Genomic DNA, 16,519 nt, shown 5'->3' with positions numbered 1-16,519 from the left:
CTCTCTGGCCTCGGCGATGTTTCTGGGTGTCTGGTGTGCGGACAAAACTGCCTATCAATGCATAGACCTAATGCCCGAATTAAGGCTAAGAACCGACCTGCATCGCGTGGTATTTTGATGCTCTTTATTTTACCTGAAGTTGGCGCATAAGGACCTCAACCATCTTTTGTGCCTCAGAAGCATCAAGCCGTCCGTGCTGCAACAAAAACTCTGCGACATCTCTGTCTGTGTACCGGCCCGTAACTATGTCATCGCGCAAGATCAACTTTTGGCGCGCAAATTCGGCGGCGTTGTCGTGGCAAATAATGCATTTTTCTTGGAATAGACGGCCAGATTCTTGGATGAACTCAAACTGTTCTATCAGCACATTGATTTCTTCGTCTGACAACTCGCCGTGTCCTGCCTTCAGATAATCAATGACGGGACGACCAGAAGCTTTTCCGACAATGCCGCTTTCTGACACAATCAATTTTTCGGAGACAAAATCTCCTGCATGCGGCAGGTGACAAGATGCGCAATTCTCTTCGTAGATCAAATGGGGATTCGCCCTCTGGGCAGTTGAGGGAACTGCCCAAACTATAATACTGATTGCTATACCAATTTGGATAAATCCGTTCATGTCGGAAGCGCCTAAGTAGTGGACAATCCATTGTCAGAGTAGGTGAACTAAAAGTCTCGATCCTTGACAAGTGTCAACTTATAAGCAGGTTGGCGCTTTCTCGGCAGGTTTGGGCTCAGAGCAAGCTTTCGTCTCCTATCACGAATTGGGTGTACGATTGAGTGCGTTGTCTGGTCAGGCCCAGTTAGGCCCACTATCACAACCCGTACAACGATCCAAACTTTTGCTCCAGATACTCCAACAGTGGTTCTGGACCCGGTTCCATTCCACTTGCGCGTTGGATGATCTCGCGTGGGGCGAAAAGGCCGCCGTGGCGTTGGAGGTTTTCGCGCAGCCAACCGGTGGCGCCCGACGTGTCACCCTCGGCCAGTTGAGTATCCAGATCGGGCAGCGCGGATCGCAGAGCCTGATTCAGGCATCCGGCATAGACATTGCCCAGCGAGTAGGTCGGGAAATACCCGAACAGACCGACGGACCAATGGACATCCTGCAGACACCCGTTCGAGGGCTTATCAACCGCATAGCCGAAATCGGCCTTGAACCGGTCATTCCATGCACCCTCAAGGTCTCTGACCTGCAGATCGCCGCTCATCAACGCACGCTCAAGATCAAAGCGCAGCATGATGTGCAGGTTGTACTGCACCTCATCCGCCTCGGTGCGGATATAGCCGTTATGGATCCGGTTGACCGTGGCATAGAACGCATCGGCATCGGCGACGCCGAAACTGCCAAAAGCCTCGACCATCTGGCCAAACAGCCAGCCAGTATAGGCGCGTGATCGACCCAGTTGGTTTTCGTAAATCCGGCTCTGGCTTTCGTGCACGCCCATCGACACGCCCTGCCCCAGCGGGGTCAAAAGGTAGGCTGGGTCGATGCCCTGTTCATAGGCGGCGTGGCCGACCTCGTGAATGGTTGAATAGAAACAGTTGAACGGATCGGTCTCGCTGGTGCGCGTGGTGATCCGCACGTCCAATCCGCTGCCCGAGCTGAACGGGTGAACGGCCTTGTCGACCCGGCCAGTGTTCAGGTCGTAACCGAATCCGGTGGCCAGCTTCTGTGACAGGCGCATCTGGGTCGCTGAGTCAAACGTCCCAGTCAGGGCGGCCGGTCCGGGCTGATCCAGTACGGCTGCTCGCAATGCTACCAGACGCGGACGCATCTGGTCAAAGATCGCAGCGATCTGAGTGCCGGTCGTATAGGGCTCGTAATCTTCGACCATGGCGTCATAGACATCACCGCCCTGTGCCAGGGCCTGACCTTCCTGACGTTTGAGCGCCACAACCTCTTCCAACACGGGCAAAAAGGCCGCCACATCCTCATCGGCGCGCGCCTGTGCCCATGTGCCCTGCGCGGCTGAGGTAACGCGTGCGATGGTCTTGGCCAAATCGGCGGGCACTTTCACGGTCCGCTCATAGGACCGGCGGATCTCGCGCAGTTGCGCGCGGGCGACATCGTCCTGCGGGTCGGCCTGCTCCAGCCACTCTGCCACACGCGGATCAGACCGTCGGGCATGCAAAACAGATTCGATCGCGGCCATTTCTTCTGCGCGCTGCGGTGCTGCGCCGCGCGGCATAACTGTTTCCTGATCCCATCCCAGACGCCCGGCAATCTGACCAAGGGCTGAAGTTTCACGTTGGAAGGCCATCAGTTTATCATAGGCAGTCATCTGGGTCAGGCTCCGCGGATCGAAGTTGCGATGGGATAGGCTGTCAGGAAGCGCGCACGCAGGATCAGAGTCCACACGATCACGGCCATGAACTGATGGAAAATGGCGATCTGCCAGGGGGCCGCGTAGATCACGGTCATGATCCCGACAACCACCTGCAGCGACAAGGCAGCGAACATCATGTTGAAGGCAAAGCGCGTTTGCGGATGCGCACTGGAATTGCCACGCCGCCAGACAACGATGGCAAAGATCAACAGCAGATAACCCGCGCAACGATGGATGAACTGCACAAGCCCGGGGCTTTCGAAAAAGTTCCGCCACATCGGTTCCAGTATCGCCGCGTCCGGCGGGAAAATCTGCCCGCCGATCAATGGCCAGTCGGTATAAGACCGCCCAGCGTCGATACCTGCGACAAGTGCGCCGATGAGGATCTGCAGGAATGCGAAATGCATCAGGCCGGTAGACAGGGAAAACAGTTTGGCCTCTTTCGCGCGGCGGGCCTGCATCAGGTCACGCTCTTCCCGGCCAAGTTCGAACATATACCAGGCGAGGAAACCCAAGATCACAAAGGCCAGACCCAGATGGATCGCCAGGCGATAGCTGGCAACGGCGATCATCCCCTCGCCCTGCGTCACGCCGGACGCGACCATCCACCAGCCAACGGCGCCCTGTACCCCACCCAAGGCACCGGGGATCACCAGCTTGCCGGTCCAGCCGGTGGGTATCTTGCGCGCAATAAGGAACCCAAAGAAGCCAAGCGCCCAGACCAGCCCGATCACGCGGCCCAGCTGGCGGTGGCCCCATTCCCACCAATAGATGGATTTGAAATCCGCAAGCTCCATCCACTGGTTCTGGATGCGCCACTGGTCGATTTGCTTGTACTTGTCGAACTCGGCCTGCCAGTCGGTTTCGGTCATCGGCGGGACAGCCCCTGTGAGCGGGCGCCATTCGGTAATCGACAGCCCGCTATCGGTCAGGCGGGTCAGCCCACCCACCGCAATCATCACAACCACAAGCGCAAACAGGATCATCAGCCAGGCCCGGATAGCCTTACGCGCACCACCGCGGCCCCGGTCAATCATACCAGGTTGAACCGCTTGTTGTTTTTCAGAGTCTGAGACCTCTTCGAAGATGCTGCGCTTGCCGCTCATGCGTTCCTCATGTGTCTTGAATTTCGTTGCAAGCTAGGACCACCATGGGACGAGGTCCAGCCTTACCCTTTGTCTTTCCAACGGACCATCTGACGCATGACCCCGTGCAACATCTGCACATCCGCCCGCGTCATTCGCATCCGTGACCACAGATTGCGCAGATTGGTCTTCATGCTTTCGGCCTTTTCGGGGGGGTAAAAGAACCCCGCCTCTTCCAGCCGGTCTTCATAATGTTCGACCAGTTTTTCGACCTCGATGCCTGTGGCCCAGTCGCCTTTGCCCAGATCGGTTGCCTCATGCACGACGTCGCCTGTCTGACGCATCCACTCATAGGCGGTCAGCAACACGCATTGTCCAAGGTTCAATGAGGCATATTCCGGATTCACCGGGACCGAGATGATGGCATTGGCCTTGGCGATATCCTCATTCTCAAGCCCTGCCCGTTCCGGGCCGAACAGCACGGCGACTTTTTCGCCCGCAGCGACCTTTTCGGCCGCGATCTGCATAGCCCGTTCGGGGCTGAAGACCGGCTTGGTCAACCCGCGCTGGCGGGCCGTGGTGGCAAAGACATAGGTGCTGTCGGAGAGTGCGCCAGCCAGATCGTCAAACAGCTGCGCCTCATCCAGCAGACGGCCCGCCCCACTGGACATGGCCACCGCCTTGGGGTTTGGCCAGCCATCACGTGGGGCCACGATCCGCATCCGGTCCAGCCCGAAATTCCACATCGCTCGCGCGGCGGCACCGATGTTTTCACCCATCTGCGGGCGCACGAGTACAAATGAGGGCTGGGATTTGTCGCTGGGCATGGTTGTCTCCGAAAACTGCGCCTGCTGTAATCGTCGCGCCAACGCAGGGCAAGCCATTGGCGGCGCCAATTCTGCCTGAAACAGGCATAAAAGTTTGCTTCCGGCCCGCAATCCGCTAAACCGCGCAAAAGACTTAAAGCTAAGGACGCGCCGATGGACACCCCCGAGCAGCCGCAGATTTACCTGATCACCCCGCCGACCATCACGTTGAGCACGTTCCCCGACCAACTGGCCCGCGTTCTGGACAGCACCGAAATCGCCTGTATCCGACTGGCCCTTGCGGGAAATGACGAGGATACGATTGCCCGTGCCGCTGATGCCTGCCGCGAGGTGGCACATACACGGGACGTGGCGCTGGTGATTTCCAACCACGTCCTGTTGGCGCAGCGTCTGGGTCTGGATGGGGTGCATCTGGATGATGGCGCGCGCTCGGTCCGGTATGTGCGTAAGGAATTGGGTGCCGATGCCATTGTCGGCTGCTTCTGCGGCACCTCCAGCCATGACGGCATGTCGGCTGGTGAGGCCGGGACGGATTATGTGGCCTTTGGCCCGGTTGGTACGTCCTCTTTGGGTGACGGAACCGTGGCCGAGCACGATCTGTTCCAGTGGTGGTCCGAGATGATCGAAGTGCCGGTTGTGGCAGAAGGTGGCCTGACCCCCGAATTGATCCGCGACCTCAGCCCCTTCACCGATTTCTTTGGCATCGGGGATGAGATCTGGTCACAGGATAACCCGGCCGCTGGACTGAACGACCTGATCACCGCCATGGGCTGAGCAGGATGTGAGCGTTAACCCTTGCACCCACGCCGGGGCTGCGGCATGACGTCGACATGACTCAGAACAGCGAAATTCTTTGTATCGGTTCTGTCCTGTGGGACGTGATCGGACGTTCTGCCAGCGCCATGCGGCAGGGGTCGGACGTGCCCGGGCGGATCACCCGCCTGCCCGGTGGCGTGGCGATGAACATTGCCATGACGCTGGTGCGGTTTGGCATGACGCCCACCCTGTTGACCGCCATTGGCCGCGATCCCGAAGGGGATGAGCTGGTCAATGCCTGCGCCCGGCTAGGGATGGTAACGGATCACATCTATCGCTCGCAGGACCTGCCGACCGACCGATATATGGCTGTCGAGGGCGCCAATGGGTTGATTGCCGCGATTGCGGACGCCCATTCACTTGAGGCTGCAGGGGCAAAAATTCTGAAACCCCTGATGCAAGGCCCATTAGGCACAGAGACCATGCCATTCGATGGTCCTGTTGCTTTGGATGGCAACCTGACGCTGTCGCTTTTGGAAGAAATCGCGCAAAGCCCAGCCTTCGCCGGGGCCGACCTGCGCGTGGCACCGGCCTCACCCGGCAAGGCCGATCGCCTGCTGCCTTTCCTCAAACATGCCCGCGCGACGCTTTATGTGAACCTCGAAGAAGCTGGCATCCTGTGCCAGCGCGAATTCGCGGATTCGGCAAGCGCCGCCAAGGGGCTGCTAGATCGCGGCGCGCTGCGCGTGCTGGTGACTGATGGCGGCAGTTCGGCAACCGTTGCCAGCGCTGAGGAAATCTTGACCCAAAAACCCCCATCCGTTCTAGTCACCCGTGTGACCGGCGCGGGTGATACATTCATGGCGGCGCATATCGCATCCGAGGCCACCGGTGCCCCAAGCGATGAGGCCCTGTCACGTGCCCTGCATGCCGCCGCAACTTACGTTTCCGGAGAAACCCCACTGTGATCAACATTCAATATTCTGCCGAGGTCCGCGCCGCCAAAGACGCAGGCCAACCTATCGTTGCGCTGGAAAGCACGATCATCACCCACGGTATGCCCTACCCGCAGAACATCGAGGTTGCGGCACAGGTTGAACAAGACATTCGAGAGGCGGGCGCGGTGCCAGCCACCATGGCGGTGATCAATGGTACGCTTCACGTCGGTCTGGAAACCGAAGAGTTGAAAGCACTGGGCCAAGCGCATGGGGTCGCCAAACTGTCCCGTGCCGATATGGCCGCCTGCATGGCAACCGGTGGGACCGGTGCAACAACGGTCGCCGCAACCATGATCGCCGCCCATCACGCCGGGATCGACGTTTTTGCCACCGGCGGTATTGGAGGCGTCCACCAAGGGGCTGAAACCTCGTTCGATATCTCTGCTGACCTGCACGAATTGGCCCATACCCCGGTCACGGTTGTTGCCGCAGGCGCCAAAGCCATCCTCGATCTGGCCAAGACGCTTGAGGTTCTGGAAACACTGGGCGTTCCGGTCATTGCCTATGGCCAGGACGAATTTCCGGCCTTCTGGTCGGCAAAATCCCCGCTGGCAGCCCCTCTGCGCATGGACAGTGCGGAAGACATCGCGCACGCACATGCGACCAGACGCGCGCTTGGCCTGCCCGGCGGCCAACTTGTCGCCAATCCGATCCCGGAGGCCGATCAGATCCCATCCGAGGAACTGGCCCCGATCATCGCCTCGGCACAGGCGGATGCAGATGTGCATCGGATCAGCGGTAAAGGGGTCACACCCTACCTGTTGCAACGGATTTATGAGCAGACCGAAGGTCGTTCTCTGACCGCCAATATCGCATTGGTCCGCAACAATGCCCGCCTGGCAGCCGGGATCGCCCGCGCCCTGTCCGCCAAGGCGGATTAACATATAGCTATTGTACCAAGGCCAAGGACTGCTTAACTAAATTCGCAAGCCACTCAGGACCGTAATGAACACTCCTTTTGACGAAGAACCCAACCGACAGCCCGGCCTGTTCTCACGGCTGCGCGCGTCCTTTCTGACGGGCATCGTCGTTATTGCGCCGGTGTGGTTGACGATCTGGCTGATCTGGTCTGTTGTCGGCTGGATCGACAGTGCGGTCCTGCCGTTGGTTCCCCACCAATTCCAGCCTGAACAATATGTTGGCATCAACCTGCGCGGTGTAGGTGTCATCTTTTTTCTGGTGTTCACCGTCGTGGTTGGCTGGGTTGCCAAGGGCATCCTGGGCCGGTCCTTTATCTCGTTCACCGAAAGCCTGGTGAACAGGATGCCGGTCATCCGGTCCATCTATTCAGGCATCAAGCAGATTTCCGAGACCGTCTTTGCCCAGACTGAACGGTCATTTGAAAAAGCCTGTCTGGTTCAATATCCGCGCCGTGGCATCTGGGCCATCGGGTTCGTCTCGACCACCGCCAAGGGAGAAGTCAACGAACGCGCAGAAGCGGGTGGCGATCTGTACAGCGTGTTCATTCCGACGACACCCAACCCGACATCGGGGTTCCTGCTGTTCTTTCCGATCGAGGACGTCATCCTATTGGACATGTCGATCGAAGATGCCGCCAAGCTGGTGATTTCGGCCGGTCTTGTTTACCCGAACGACAAAGACCCGACCCAGCCACCAGAGTGACTATCCAAACATTTCCGGCAGATTGACCGTGCTGCGTGCACCCAGATCGGCCTTGTGATCTGTCAAAAACTGATCAGCTGCATTGCGGCCAGCTTCTTTGAGCTTATGCAGGACCACAGGGTTGGGCACTGTCTTGGTCGCGACCGAGAGGTCATTCATCAACGCGTCATCGGCAATCATGTGAACCAGAACACGGCTCATTTCGCCCGCTTTCAGCTTGCCATCTTCCAGCAAGCGCTGAACGAAGCTTATGGCCCTCAGTTCCCGAAACAGCGATGAGTTAAAGCCAATCTCATTGATCCGGTTCTGGATCTGCTGCGGCGTCTTGGGGATTTCTTCCCGTTCCAGAGGGTTGATGTTCACGATCACCACGTCCTCGGGCAGATCGGAATTGAACAAGGGATACAGAGCTGGATTACCGGTATATCCGCCATCCCAGTAAGCCTCGGTCCGGCCCGATTTTGGATCGAATATCTCGACCGCCTGAAACAGGGTTGGCAAACAGGCGGAAGCAAGGATGGCCTCAGTCGACAGCTCATTCCCTGTGAACACCCGTATCTTTCCGCTGCGCACGCATGTCGCGCAGACATACAGACGCGGACCTTCGGCAGCGCATATTTCATCGAAATCAAAGCGCTCAACCACGGGCTGCAAGGGGTTACGGTAGAACGGCCCATAGGCATAAGGCGAAACCAATCGCGACCAGGCGTCGCCTACAGCAAACGGCAGCGAATTTTCGATGGACTGTGCGATATGTGAGGGCTCAAACGCACGCATCCAGTTGGTCAGGTTCGTATCGTCGACGGCCCCCATACGAGCCCAGAGCGCATCAAGATTGGCGCGCGCGCCCTCCCGGCCGCCCCGTACCATGCCAGACTTATAGGCCGCACCGTTCAGTGCACCTGCCGATGTTCCGGTGATCGCCGCGACTTCGATATCATCTTCGTCCAGCAGACGATCCAGCACACCCCAAGTGAACGCGCCGTGCGCGCCGCCGCCCTGCAAAGCCAGATTGATACGTATCACTGCCCTACTCCCCAAGGCTCAGAGCGCGGTCCACCCGCCATCAACTGAAATCGTCGTGCCGGTGATCTGCGCCGCCGCATCCGAGCACAGAAAGATCGTCGTACCGCCCAGTTGTTCGACCGTAGCGAATTCTTTCGAAGGTTGCCGCTTTAGCAGGACATTCTTCACGACATCCTCACGGCTCATATCGTATTCTTTCATCGTATTGGGTATCTGCTCTTCGACCAGCGGCGTCAGCACATATCCCGGGCAAATCGCATTACAGGTAATCGGCTCTTGTGCGGTCTCGAGGGCTACGGTTTTGGTCATCCCGACAACACCGTGCTTGGCCGCGATATAGGCGGCTTTGAAAGGCGATGCCGTCAACCCATGGGCCGATGCAATATTCACCACCCGTCCCCAGCCCGCCTTGCGCATCATCGGCAACGCGGCGGCAGTGGTGTGAAAGGCCGAGTTCATGTTGATCGCAATGATCGCGTCCCATTTGTCGGTTGGAAACTGATCAATCGGCGCCACATGCTGAATGCCGGCATTGTTGACCAGGATATCGCAGGCTCCAGCCTTTTCGATCAGCGCCCTACACTCGTCACCCTTGGACATGTCCGCTTTGATATAGCGCGCGTTGGTTCCGGTTTCCTGCCCGATCTCTGCGGCCAGAGCATGATCTTCGTCGCGGTCAGTAAACGAATTCAGCACCACATCCGCCCCGGCTTTGGCCAACTCGCGGGCGATGCCCAGCCCGATGCCCGAATTCGATCCTGTGATGATTGCTGTTTTGCCCGAAAGACTCATGGGTGCTCTCCGTCAGATTCCGTGTTGACGGCACAGTGCCATGCTGCACCTGCAAAGAAAACGGGGAAAGATTGAGGGCGCTGTATCAGCGAAAATCGCACAAAAAAAACGCCCGCACGAAGCGGGCGTTAAGTTATTGAGGCAGGTTTCATACAGGCAAGAAACCTATCGAGCAGTACGCCCTTTATAAGCAATTCTACGCCTTCGTCCAAGCTAAAAGTTTGATAATATGAAAAATCATGGCTACGGTGAATCCCAACAAAATAAGGCCAGAGCAGGATTGTTTCCAAAATGAGCCCCGATTTCCTTCGCCCCGTTCGCCCTATGATCGCGGGAATCGTTAGTGTTTTTGCCGTTGCAGCAGCCCATGCAGAATCGACCCATGGCATAGCTATGTATGGCGACCCTGCCCTACCACCGGATTTTGTGTCGCTACCCTATGTCAACGCTGATGCACCCAAAGGCGGCAAAGTCGTATTTGGAAATACCGGCGGCTATAACAGCCTTAACCCGTTTGTGCAAAAAGGCACGTCACCCTGGCAGTTGCGATTTTGGACCCATGAAAGCCTGATGGGGCGTTCCTGGGACGAACCTTTCACTCTTTACGGGTTGTTAGCCGAATCAGTTGAGACGGCTCCAGACCGATCCTGGGTCGAATTTACCCTGCGAGAGAATGCCCGATTCTCGGATGGGTCACCAGTCACTGTCGAGGATGTCATATGGTCATATGAGACTTTGGGAACCGAAGGGCATCTGAGATATCGCGGCCTTTGGGGAAAGATCGACAGTATCGAACAAACCGGACCGCGTTCCGTCCGCATCACGTTTAACGACCCCGACCGCGAGCTTGCGTTGATCGCCGGGATGCGCCCGATCCTTCAGAAGGCACAGTGGGAGGGTAAAGACTTTGCCGACGCGCCGCTGCAAGACATCCCCTTGGGGTCTGGACCATATGTCATCGACGGGTACGAAGCCGGACGGTATGTGAACCTGCGTCGCAATCCGGATTACTGGGGCGCTGACATTCCGTTTCGGCGCGGCACCATGAATCTGGATGAGATGCGGATCGAGTTCTACGGGGATGGCACAGTCGCATTCGAGGCCTTCAAAGCAGGCGAGCTCTCAGCCGTGCGCGAGTTTAACGCCGATAAGTGGAACAACCAGTATGACTTCCCCGCGGTACAGCGCGGCGATGTGCTGAAAACCGAAATCCCGCATCGCAAGCCTTCGGGCATGACCGGATTTGTCATGAATACGCGCAAGCCACCCTTCGATGATTGGCGCGTGCGCGAGGCTCTGACTCTGGCTTTCAATTTCGAATTCATCAACGACACCGTCACCGGAAGCGCGCAACCGCGGATAACCTCGTATTTCTCGGGCTCGGATCTGGCGATGCAACCCGGTACTGCCACCGGTCAGGTGGCTGAACTGCTGCAGCCGTACGCCGATACACTGTTGCCCGGTACGCTGGAAGGTTACGAGCTGCCGGTAGGTGACGGTTCGGAACGCAACAGGGCCAATCTGCGCAAGGCAACCAAGCTTCTGCAAGAGGCTGGCTGGACAGTTCAGGATGGCGTGTTGCGAAACGCAGATGGCGAAGCGTTCATCGTTGACATGGTCATCAGCCAGGGCAGCCTCAACGTTGTCCAGAATGTCGGAACGATCGCCGAAATCTATGCGCGTACGCTTGAACGGCTTGGCATCGAGCTTACAGTCGAAAAAATCGACGACGCACAATACACCTCTCGGATGGATGCGCATGATTTTGACATGACCCCATTTCGCCGGGCTCTTTCCCTGTCGCCGGGTAACGAACAACGCCTGTATTGGGGCAGTGAAAATGCTGACACGGCAGGAACACGTAACCTGATGGGGGTTCAGTCGCCAGCAGTGGACGGTTTGATCGATACGATGCTGGCCTCTGAAAGCCACGAAGATTTCGTGTCTGCGACCCGCGCGCTGGATCGCGTTCTAACCGCTGGCCGGTATGTCATCCCGATCTGGAGCTTTGACGTCGGCCGGATTGCACATGCGCGTGAGCTGAAACAGCCGGAAACCCTGCCCATATACGGTGACGGGCCGGAATACATGCCGCAGGTCTGGTGGTACGAGGAATAGCAGCGCCTCAAAAGAGGCGGCCCCGTCCTTTCCTAATTGCTAACTGTCCGTGCCAATCTCGTTCCAGAGGATCGCAACCGCTGCAGATGTGATGCAATAAGACCCGTTCGGCGTTTGCTGTGTGGGTCTCATACCCTTCGGCGGATTCTGGCACAGACCCGCAGTACCACGACATGCAGGTAAAGGCTGTGGGCATTCCGCTATAAATTGATGCGATCCCTAGTTTCAGACAAATTTGAAAAATTTCAACAAGGGGCTTTACGTAACGGGTTCGAAAGATATAGCCTGCGACTAGTACAAATGTATCCAATTTGAATTACGCCAAACATTACCGACACATAGCTGTGTTACAACATCAGGAACAGTATTTTCGGACCAGCCTCCACTCACTCAAAACTATTTGGTCCGTAGGCCCGTCTCAGATTTCCTGTGGCGGGCCTAACTGATTTAAACTTCGCACGCTCAAGGTGCGACATTTTGCCATAGCCCTACCTGCAAACACCATTCGTACCCTGAATTCAGGGCCGAGCAGATCTGTAGCCAGACAAACAGAAAGCCCAATTGATGTTTAAGTGGAACGATCTGACGCAAGATTGGAATGAAATGTACGCCCGTGCAAAACGGCGGTTTCCCAATTTGCGCGACCGAGACATGGATGCGGTCGGGCGCGACCGTGCGCAATTCGAGGCTTATCTGGCCGAACGCCATCATCTGACGGTGAACGAGGCACATGAAGAGCTTGAGGATTTCCTGTTCACCGAAGCGCTAACCCGTGAAGTCACCAAACATCTAGGTAAGTGACGTCACCCACAGGATCATCGCGTCTTCTTCACTGACCGAAACGACATTATGCCCCATGCTGCCGTCGTAATAGGCGCTGTCACCGCGGCGCATTTCGACGGGTTCGTAGAACTCGGTATACAGGCGAACGACACCCGTCAGCACGTACAGGAATTCTTCGCCATCGTGGCGGACCCACCCGTCAAACTCATCCATCGACCGGGCACGTACACGGGCGCGATAGGGCAGCATCTGCTTTTTCGTAAGCGTCTCAGCCAGCAGTTCGTGCTCGTATGTTGTGGTTGCGTGGCTGGTGCCTTGCCCCATCCGGGTCACAGCCATACGCCCGATCACCTGCTCGCGCTGTGGCGGCGTGAACAGCTGCGGAACAGAGATTTCCAGCCCGATCGCCAGTTTCTTCAGCGCATCGTATGTAGGCGACATCTGCCCGTTTTCGATTTTGCTGAGTGTTGAACGCGCCAATCCCGCCTGATTGGCCGCTTGTTCCAAAGTCCAGTTGCGCGCCTTGCGCAATTCACGCACACGGACGCCAAGGTCCAGCGGTTCGACCTCTGTGTGCTCGCCCGAGTTTCGGGCAATTCGGATCAGAGATGTCTGCTCTTTGGTTCTCATGCGCCACTCTATAGGGCCAGCCTGTCCCGCTTGCAACGCAGCAGTTGCCGCGTTAGCCAGACGCCATGCTTTCCCTTTTCGATCAAGGCCCGCCCAAGGCCTGCCCCACCCCTTTCAATCTGGCCGCGCATGTGTTGCGTCAAGCAGATCGCAATGGCGACAAGATTGCCTTGTCGGTACTTGGCGCAACGTCGGCACAGAACTGGAGCTTTTCTGCGTTGAAACGCGCGATCCTTGCAACCGGTACAGGTCTGCTGGGGGCCGGTCTGAAACCGGGCGATCTGGTCTTGATGCGTTTGGGGAACACGGTTGATTTTCCAATAACCTATCTGGGTGCAATCGCGGTCGGCATTGTACCCGTGCCGACATCGTCACAGCTGACACAGCCGGAAACGGCAAAGATCATCCAAGATCTGAAGCCCGCCGCCATATTGCGCGATCCCGATATCGCCAGCGCGGATCACCCGAACCAAATATCTTTGAGCCAACTGCGCGAGATGCGCGATCTACCTCTGGCCGAGTTTCGGATGGGCGACCCCGAAGACATGGCTTATGTGGTCTATACCTCTGGCACCTCGGGCAAGCCACGGGCCGTTGCACATGCCCATCGTGCAATTTGGGCGCGGCAGATGATGGTGGATGGGTGGTACGGCCTGCAGGAAACGGATCGATTGTGCCATGCAGGTGCGTTCAACTGGACCTATACGTTGGGGACAGGACTGATGGATCCCTGGACTATTGGCGCGACAGCGTTGATACCGGAACCCGGCACCGATCTGTCGAACCTACCCGATATGCTGCGCAATCACCGTGCCACGATATTTGCTGCAGCTCCGGGCGTGTTTCGGAAAATTTTGAACGAAGCAAACGATCTGCACCTTCCCGATCTGAGGCACGGTCTTTGCGCTGGCGAAAAACTCTCACGGCATCTGCACCAGAAATGGACACGGATCACCGGGCGCGAGTTGTATGAAGCTTTTGGAATGTCCGAATGCTCGACCTTCATCTCTTCAAGCCCAGCCTATCCGGCACGTGGCGATGCACTGGGGCAACCACAACCCGGGCGACGTGTGGCAATTCTGGGTCCAGACGGGCCGGTTCCACAGGGGAAAGAAGGGACCATCGCCATCCACCGATCAGACCCCGGCCTAATGCTGACCTATCTCAACGCGCCGGACGAAGCGCTGGCCAGGATGCAGGGCGAGTGGTTTCTGACCGGCGATCAGGGTGCAATGGCAGTTGATGGTCAGATCACCTATCTTGGCCGAGACGATGATATGATGAATGCAGGCGGCTACCGGGTCTCACCGATCGAGGTCGAGGCCACATTGTCCCGATATCCCGGCATCTCGCAGGTCGGCGCGGCCACCGTTGAGGTCAAGCAGGACAGTTTTGTCATAGTGGCATTCTATACCGGGCCGGAAAAGCTGGACGAGGACGCCCTGCGCGCCTATGTCGAGACAAATCTGGCGCGCTATAAGCAACCGCGCGCCTTTATCCATCTGCCTCAGCTGCCAACAGGCGGCAATGGCAAACTTTTGCGCCGGGCGCTGCCGGCCTATTTCAAGGCGACCAATACATGACCCAGACCGTCAAGCTCGACATCATGTCTGACCCGATCTGCCCCTGGTGCTATATTGGCAAGACTCATCTGGACAAGGCGTTGGCTGCAACTCCGGATCATCCATTCATCATTGAATGGCACCCCTTTCAGCTGAACCCCGATATGCCGGTCGAAGGCATGGATCGGCGCGAATACTTGGAGCGCAAATTCGGCGGCAAAGACGGTGCCATCCGTGCGTATGCCCCGGTGGTCGAGCATGCCGAAAATGCAGGTTTGGGCATCGACTTTGAGGGGATGAAGCGCACCCCGAACACGCTGGATGCTCATCGGCTGATCCACTGGGCCGGGATCGAAAACAAGCAGAACGCTATAGTTGATGCCCTGTTTCAGGCCTATTTTGTACAGGGTCGCGATATCGGCGACCACGAGGTTCTGGCGGATATTGCCGACAGTCAGGGGATGGACGCCGCCGTCGTCATGAAGCTGCTGAAATCCGACGCCGACCGCACCGACATCAGCAACCGTGACGCGCATTCCCGGCAGATGGGTGTGACGTCGGTACCGACTTTTATCGTTGCCAACCAACATGCTGTCCCCGGCGCGCAACCACCGGAAATGTGGGAACGCGTGATCGGTGAAATCATGTCTCAAATCGAGGCTTCCCCTGCAAAATAGCACAGCCTCCTGTGCATTCTGATCACTGGCCGTGCCCAATCCGCTGTGATAGCGCGAACGGGTCAGGAGAGCCCCATGAGTAATCGCATGCCGCGCGGAGAATTTGTCGCTTTGATCGCAATGATGTTTGCGACAATCGCGTTTTCTATCGACTCGATGCTGCCCGCCCTGCCGCAGATCAGCGCGCAACTCAGCCCAGGTGATGCAAACAAGGCGCAGTTGATCCTGACCTCATTTGTGCTGGGCATGGGGATCGGCACCTTTTTCACCGGCCCTCTGTCGGATGCATTCGGGCGCAAGCCGGTAATTTACGTCGGCTCTGCGCTGTATATCCTGTCTGCCGCAGTTGCCTGGGCCACCTCCTCGCTTGAGATGCTGTTGATTGCGCGCATCTTTCAAGGCATTGGCAGCGCGGCCCCACGCGTGGTGGCCATGGCCATTATCCGTGACCTTTATTCCGGCCGTGAGATGGCCCGCATCGTCTCGATTGCCATGATGATCTTTACGCTGGTTCCCGCCATCGCGCCCATGATGGGTGCCGGGGTGATCGCTCTGGCCGGGTGGCGTGGCATCTTCGCTTCGTTCATGTTGTTCTCTTTGACCACCATCACGTGGATGGGCCTGCGTCTGAGCGAACCTCTGGCACCCGAAAATCGCCGTCCCCTGCGCCTGCCGCTCATGATTGATGCCGCGCGGCAGATGTTTGCACACCCGACTGTGCGGGTTTCGATCATGGTGCAAACGCTTTGCCTTGGGATGCTGTTCACCATGCTGACGATGGTACAACCTGTTTATGACATCATCTACGACAGAGCAGATAGTTTCCCATTCTGGTTTGGTTTCGTTGCTCTGATGGCTGGCTCGGCCAGTTTGTTGAACGCGACTTTGGTCATCCGATTGGGGATGCGCCGGATTGTAACCTGGACTTTGGGCGCACAGATCATCTTTACGTGTTTTGTCATGGTAATGAATGGTCTGGACCTTTCTGATGGCGCCTCATTTGCGCTTTTTGTCAGTTGGCAGACTGCCGTGTTCTTCATGGCCGGTATGACGATGGGCAACCTGAATGCCATAGCGATGGAGCCGATGGGCCATATTGCGGGCATGGCAGCGTCAGTCATAGGCGCGGTATCAACCGTTCTGGCCGCTGCAGTAGCAGCCCCCTTGGGACAGTTGTTTGACGGATCGATCCTGCCCTTGGCAATAGGTGTCCTGACCATGTGCACGATGGGGTTCGGCCTGATGCTGTATATGGGCCGGATAGAAGACAGATTGCCCGCCTGATCTGTGCAGAGCGCGTGAAACACGTTAT

Annotated in this window: 16 protein-coding genes; 9 read left to right on the top strand and 7 right to left on the bottom strand. The window is 57.4% G+C overall.

Annotated elements, in window-relative coordinates; translation table 11 throughout:
• Window positions 1-124: 124 nt before the first annotated feature.
• The 4 genes from AC2FFF_RS04840 to AC2FFF_RS04825 all read right to left on the bottom strand — a co-directional run bounded on the left by AC2FFF_RS04840 (window position 125) and on the right by AC2FFF_RS04825 (window position 4,242).
• Window positions 125-619 (bottom strand): hypothetical protein, encoded by a 495-nt coding sequence (locus AC2FFF_RS04840; RefSeq protein WP_271947312.1) that lies wholly within the window; start codon window positions 617-619, stop codon window positions 125-127.
• A gap of 196 nt (window positions 620-815) precedes the next feature.
• A complete protein-coding gene (locus AC2FFF_RS04835; RefSeq protein WP_281972027.1) occupies window positions 816-2,285 on the bottom strand; it encodes a carboxypeptidase M32 in 1,470 nt (489 codons plus the stop codon).
• A 5-nt stretch (window positions 2,286-2,290) separates the two neighbouring features.
• Window positions 2,291-3,436: a heme A synthase gene (gene ctaA / locus AC2FFF_RS04830; RefSeq protein ID WP_281972026.1), complete on the bottom strand. Its 1,146-nt coding sequence runs from the start codon at window positions 3,434-3,436 to the stop codon at window positions 2,291-2,293.
• 62 nt (window positions 3,437-3,498) lie between these two features.
• Entirely contained in the window at window positions 3,499-4,242 is a 744-nt protein-coding gene (locus AC2FFF_RS04825) for an RNA methyltransferase (protein WP_281972025.1), read from the bottom strand.
• A 153-nt stretch (window positions 4,243-4,395) separates the two neighbouring features.
• Here AC2FFF_RS04825 and AC2FFF_RS04820 point away from each other — a divergent pair, with 153 nt between their 5' ends.
• The 4 genes from AC2FFF_RS04820 to AC2FFF_RS04805 all read left to right on the top strand — a co-directional run bounded on the left by AC2FFF_RS04820 (window position 4,396) and on the right by AC2FFF_RS04805 (window position 7,619).
• Window positions 4,396-5,016, top strand: a complete 621-nt coding sequence (locus AC2FFF_RS04820) for a thiamine phosphate synthase (protein WP_281972024.1) — start codon at window positions 4,396-4,398, stop codon at window positions 5,014-5,016.
• 56 nt (window positions 5,017-5,072) lie between these two features.
• Window positions 5,073-5,966, top strand: a complete 894-nt coding sequence (locus AC2FFF_RS04815; protein WP_281972023.1) for a PfkB family carbohydrate kinase — start codon at window positions 5,073-5,075, stop codon at window positions 5,964-5,966.
• Entirely contained in the window at window positions 5,963-6,877 is a 915-nt protein-coding gene (locus AC2FFF_RS04810) for a pseudouridine-5'-phosphate glycosidase (protein ID WP_271947324.1), read from the top strand. Before AC2FFF_RS04815 ends, AC2FFF_RS04810 begins: the two co-directional genes overlap by 4 nt.
• A 64-nt stretch (window positions 6,878-6,941) precedes the next feature.
• Window positions 6,942-7,619, top strand: a complete 678-nt coding sequence (locus AC2FFF_RS04805) for a DUF502 domain-containing protein (protein WP_142633557.1) — start codon at window positions 6,942-6,944, stop codon at window positions 7,617-7,619.
• On the opposite strand, the gene AC2FFF_RS04800 is transcribed toward AC2FFF_RS04805, so the two are convergent.
• Window positions 7,620-8,645 carry a patatin-like phospholipase family protein gene (locus tag AC2FFF_RS04800; RefSeq protein ID WP_281972022.1) on the bottom strand — a complete coding sequence of 342 codons (1,026 nt, stop codon included), beginning with the start codon at window positions 8,643-8,645 and terminating at the stop codon, window positions 7,620-7,622.
• Between the two features lie 18 nt (window positions 8,646-8,663).
• Window positions 8,664-9,437, bottom strand: coding sequence for a 3-hydroxybutyrate dehydrogenase (locus AC2FFF_RS04795; protein ID WP_142633555.1), 774 nt, complete (start codon window positions 9,435-9,437; stop codon window positions 8,664-8,666).
• Between the two features lie 291 nt (window positions 9,438-9,728).
• Here AC2FFF_RS04795 and AC2FFF_RS04790 point away from each other — a divergent pair, with 291 nt between their 5' ends.
• Window positions 9,729-11,555 (top strand): extracellular solute-binding protein, encoded by a 1,827-nt coding sequence (locus AC2FFF_RS04790; RefSeq protein WP_281972021.1) that lies wholly within the window; start codon window positions 9,729-9,731, stop codon window positions 11,553-11,555.
• Between the two features lie 564 nt (window positions 11,556-12,119).
• A complete protein-coding gene (locus tag AC2FFF_RS04785; protein ID WP_142633552.1) occupies window positions 12,120-12,356 on the top strand; it encodes a hypothetical protein in 237 nt (78 codons plus the stop codon).
• On the opposite strand, the gene AC2FFF_RS04780 is transcribed toward AC2FFF_RS04785, so the two are convergent.
• Window positions 12,345-12,968: a helix-turn-helix domain-containing protein gene (locus AC2FFF_RS04780; protein WP_142633550.1), complete on the bottom strand. Its 624-nt coding sequence runs from the start codon at window positions 12,966-12,968 to the stop codon at window positions 12,345-12,347. The genes AC2FFF_RS04785 and AC2FFF_RS04780 overlap by 12 nt on opposite strands.
• A gap of 65 nt (window positions 12,969-13,033) precedes the next feature.
• Between AC2FFF_RS04780 and AC2FFF_RS04775 the strand changes: the two genes are divergently transcribed.
• The 3 genes from AC2FFF_RS04775 to AC2FFF_RS04765 all read left to right on the top strand — a co-directional run bounded on the left by AC2FFF_RS04775 (window position 13,034) and on the right by AC2FFF_RS04765 (window position 16,491).
• A complete protein-coding gene (locus AC2FFF_RS04775; protein ID WP_496710297.1) occupies window positions 13,034-14,551 on the top strand; it encodes a class I adenylate-forming enzyme family protein in 1,518 nt (505 codons plus the stop codon).
• Window positions 14,548-15,207 (top strand): DsbA family oxidoreductase, encoded by a 660-nt coding sequence (locus tag AC2FFF_RS04770; protein ID WP_142633547.1) that lies wholly within the window; start codon window positions 14,548-14,550, stop codon window positions 15,205-15,207. The genes AC2FFF_RS04775 and AC2FFF_RS04770 overlap by 4 nt, the downstream gene beginning before the upstream one ends.
• A gap of 75 nt (window positions 15,208-15,282) precedes the next feature.
• The gene (locus AC2FFF_RS04765) at window positions 15,283-16,491 is read left to right on the top strand and encodes an MFS transporter (RefSeq protein ID WP_281972019.1); all 1,209 of its coding nucleotides are present in this window, start codon (window positions 15,283-15,285) and stop codon (window positions 16,489-16,491) included.
• Window positions 16,492-16,519 lie beyond the last annotated feature (28 nt).

It is taken from the genome of Ruegeria sp. YTSA226 (genome assembly GCF_059609905.1).
The sequence above is the reverse complement of the archived record's forward strand: the minus strand, read 5'-3'. Positions and strand labels throughout refer to the sequence as shown.

Bases quoted from the DNA above. Each gene is read 5' to 3' on its own strand.
- AC2FFF_RS04825 (WP_281972025.1), bottom strand. From the start codon at position 4,242: ATGCCCAGCGACAAATCCCAGCCCTCATTTGTACTCGTGCGCCCGCAG.
- AC2FFF_RS04795 (WP_142633555.1), bottom strand. From the start codon at position 9,437: ATGAGTCTTTCGGGCAAAACAGCAATCATCACAGGATCGAATTCGGGC.
- ctaA (WP_281972026.1), bottom strand. From the start codon at position 3,436: ATGAGCGGCAAGCGCAGCATCTTCGAAGAGGTCTCAGACTCTGAAAAA.
- AC2FFF_RS04820 (WP_281972024.1), top strand. From the start codon at position 4,396: ATGGACACCCCCGAGCAGCCGCAGATTTACCTGATCACCCCGCCGACC.
- AC2FFF_RS04805 (WP_142633557.1), top strand. From the start codon at position 6,942: ATGAACACTCCTTTTGACGAAGAACCCAACCGACAGCCCGGCCTGTTC.
- AC2FFF_RS04815 (WP_281972023.1), top strand. From the start codon at position 5,073: ATGACTCAGAACAGCGAAATTCTTTGTATCGGTTCTGTCCTGTGGGAC.
- AC2FFF_RS04780 (WP_142633550.1), bottom strand. From the start codon at position 12,968: ATGAGAACCAAAGAGCAGACATCTCTGATCCGAATTGCCCGAAACTCG.
- AC2FFF_RS04835 (WP_281972027.1), bottom strand. From the start codon at position 2,285: ATGACTGCCTATGATAAACTGATGGCCTTCCAACGTGAAACTTCAGCC.
- AC2FFF_RS04785 (WP_142633552.1), top strand. From the start codon at position 12,120: ATGTTTAAGTGGAACGATCTGACGCAAGATTGGAATGAAATGTACGCC.
- AC2FFF_RS04770 (WP_142633547.1), top strand. From the start codon at position 14,548: ATGACCCAGACCGTCAAGCTCGACATCATGTCTGACCCGATCTGCCCC.
- AC2FFF_RS04775 (WP_496710297.1), top strand. From the start codon at position 13,034: ATGCTTTCCCTTTTCGATCAAGGCCCGCCCAAGGCCTGCCCCACCCCT.
- AC2FFF_RS04790 (WP_281972021.1), top strand. From the start codon at position 9,729: ATGAGCCCCGATTTCCTTCGCCCCGTTCGCCCTATGATCGCGGGAATC.
- AC2FFF_RS04840 (WP_271947312.1), bottom strand. From the start codon at position 619: ATGAACGGATTTATCCAAATTGGTATAGCAATCAGTATTATAGTTTGG.
- AC2FFF_RS04765 (WP_281972019.1), top strand. From the start codon at position 15,283: ATGAGTAATCGCATGCCGCGCGGAGAATTTGTCGCTTTGATCGCAATG.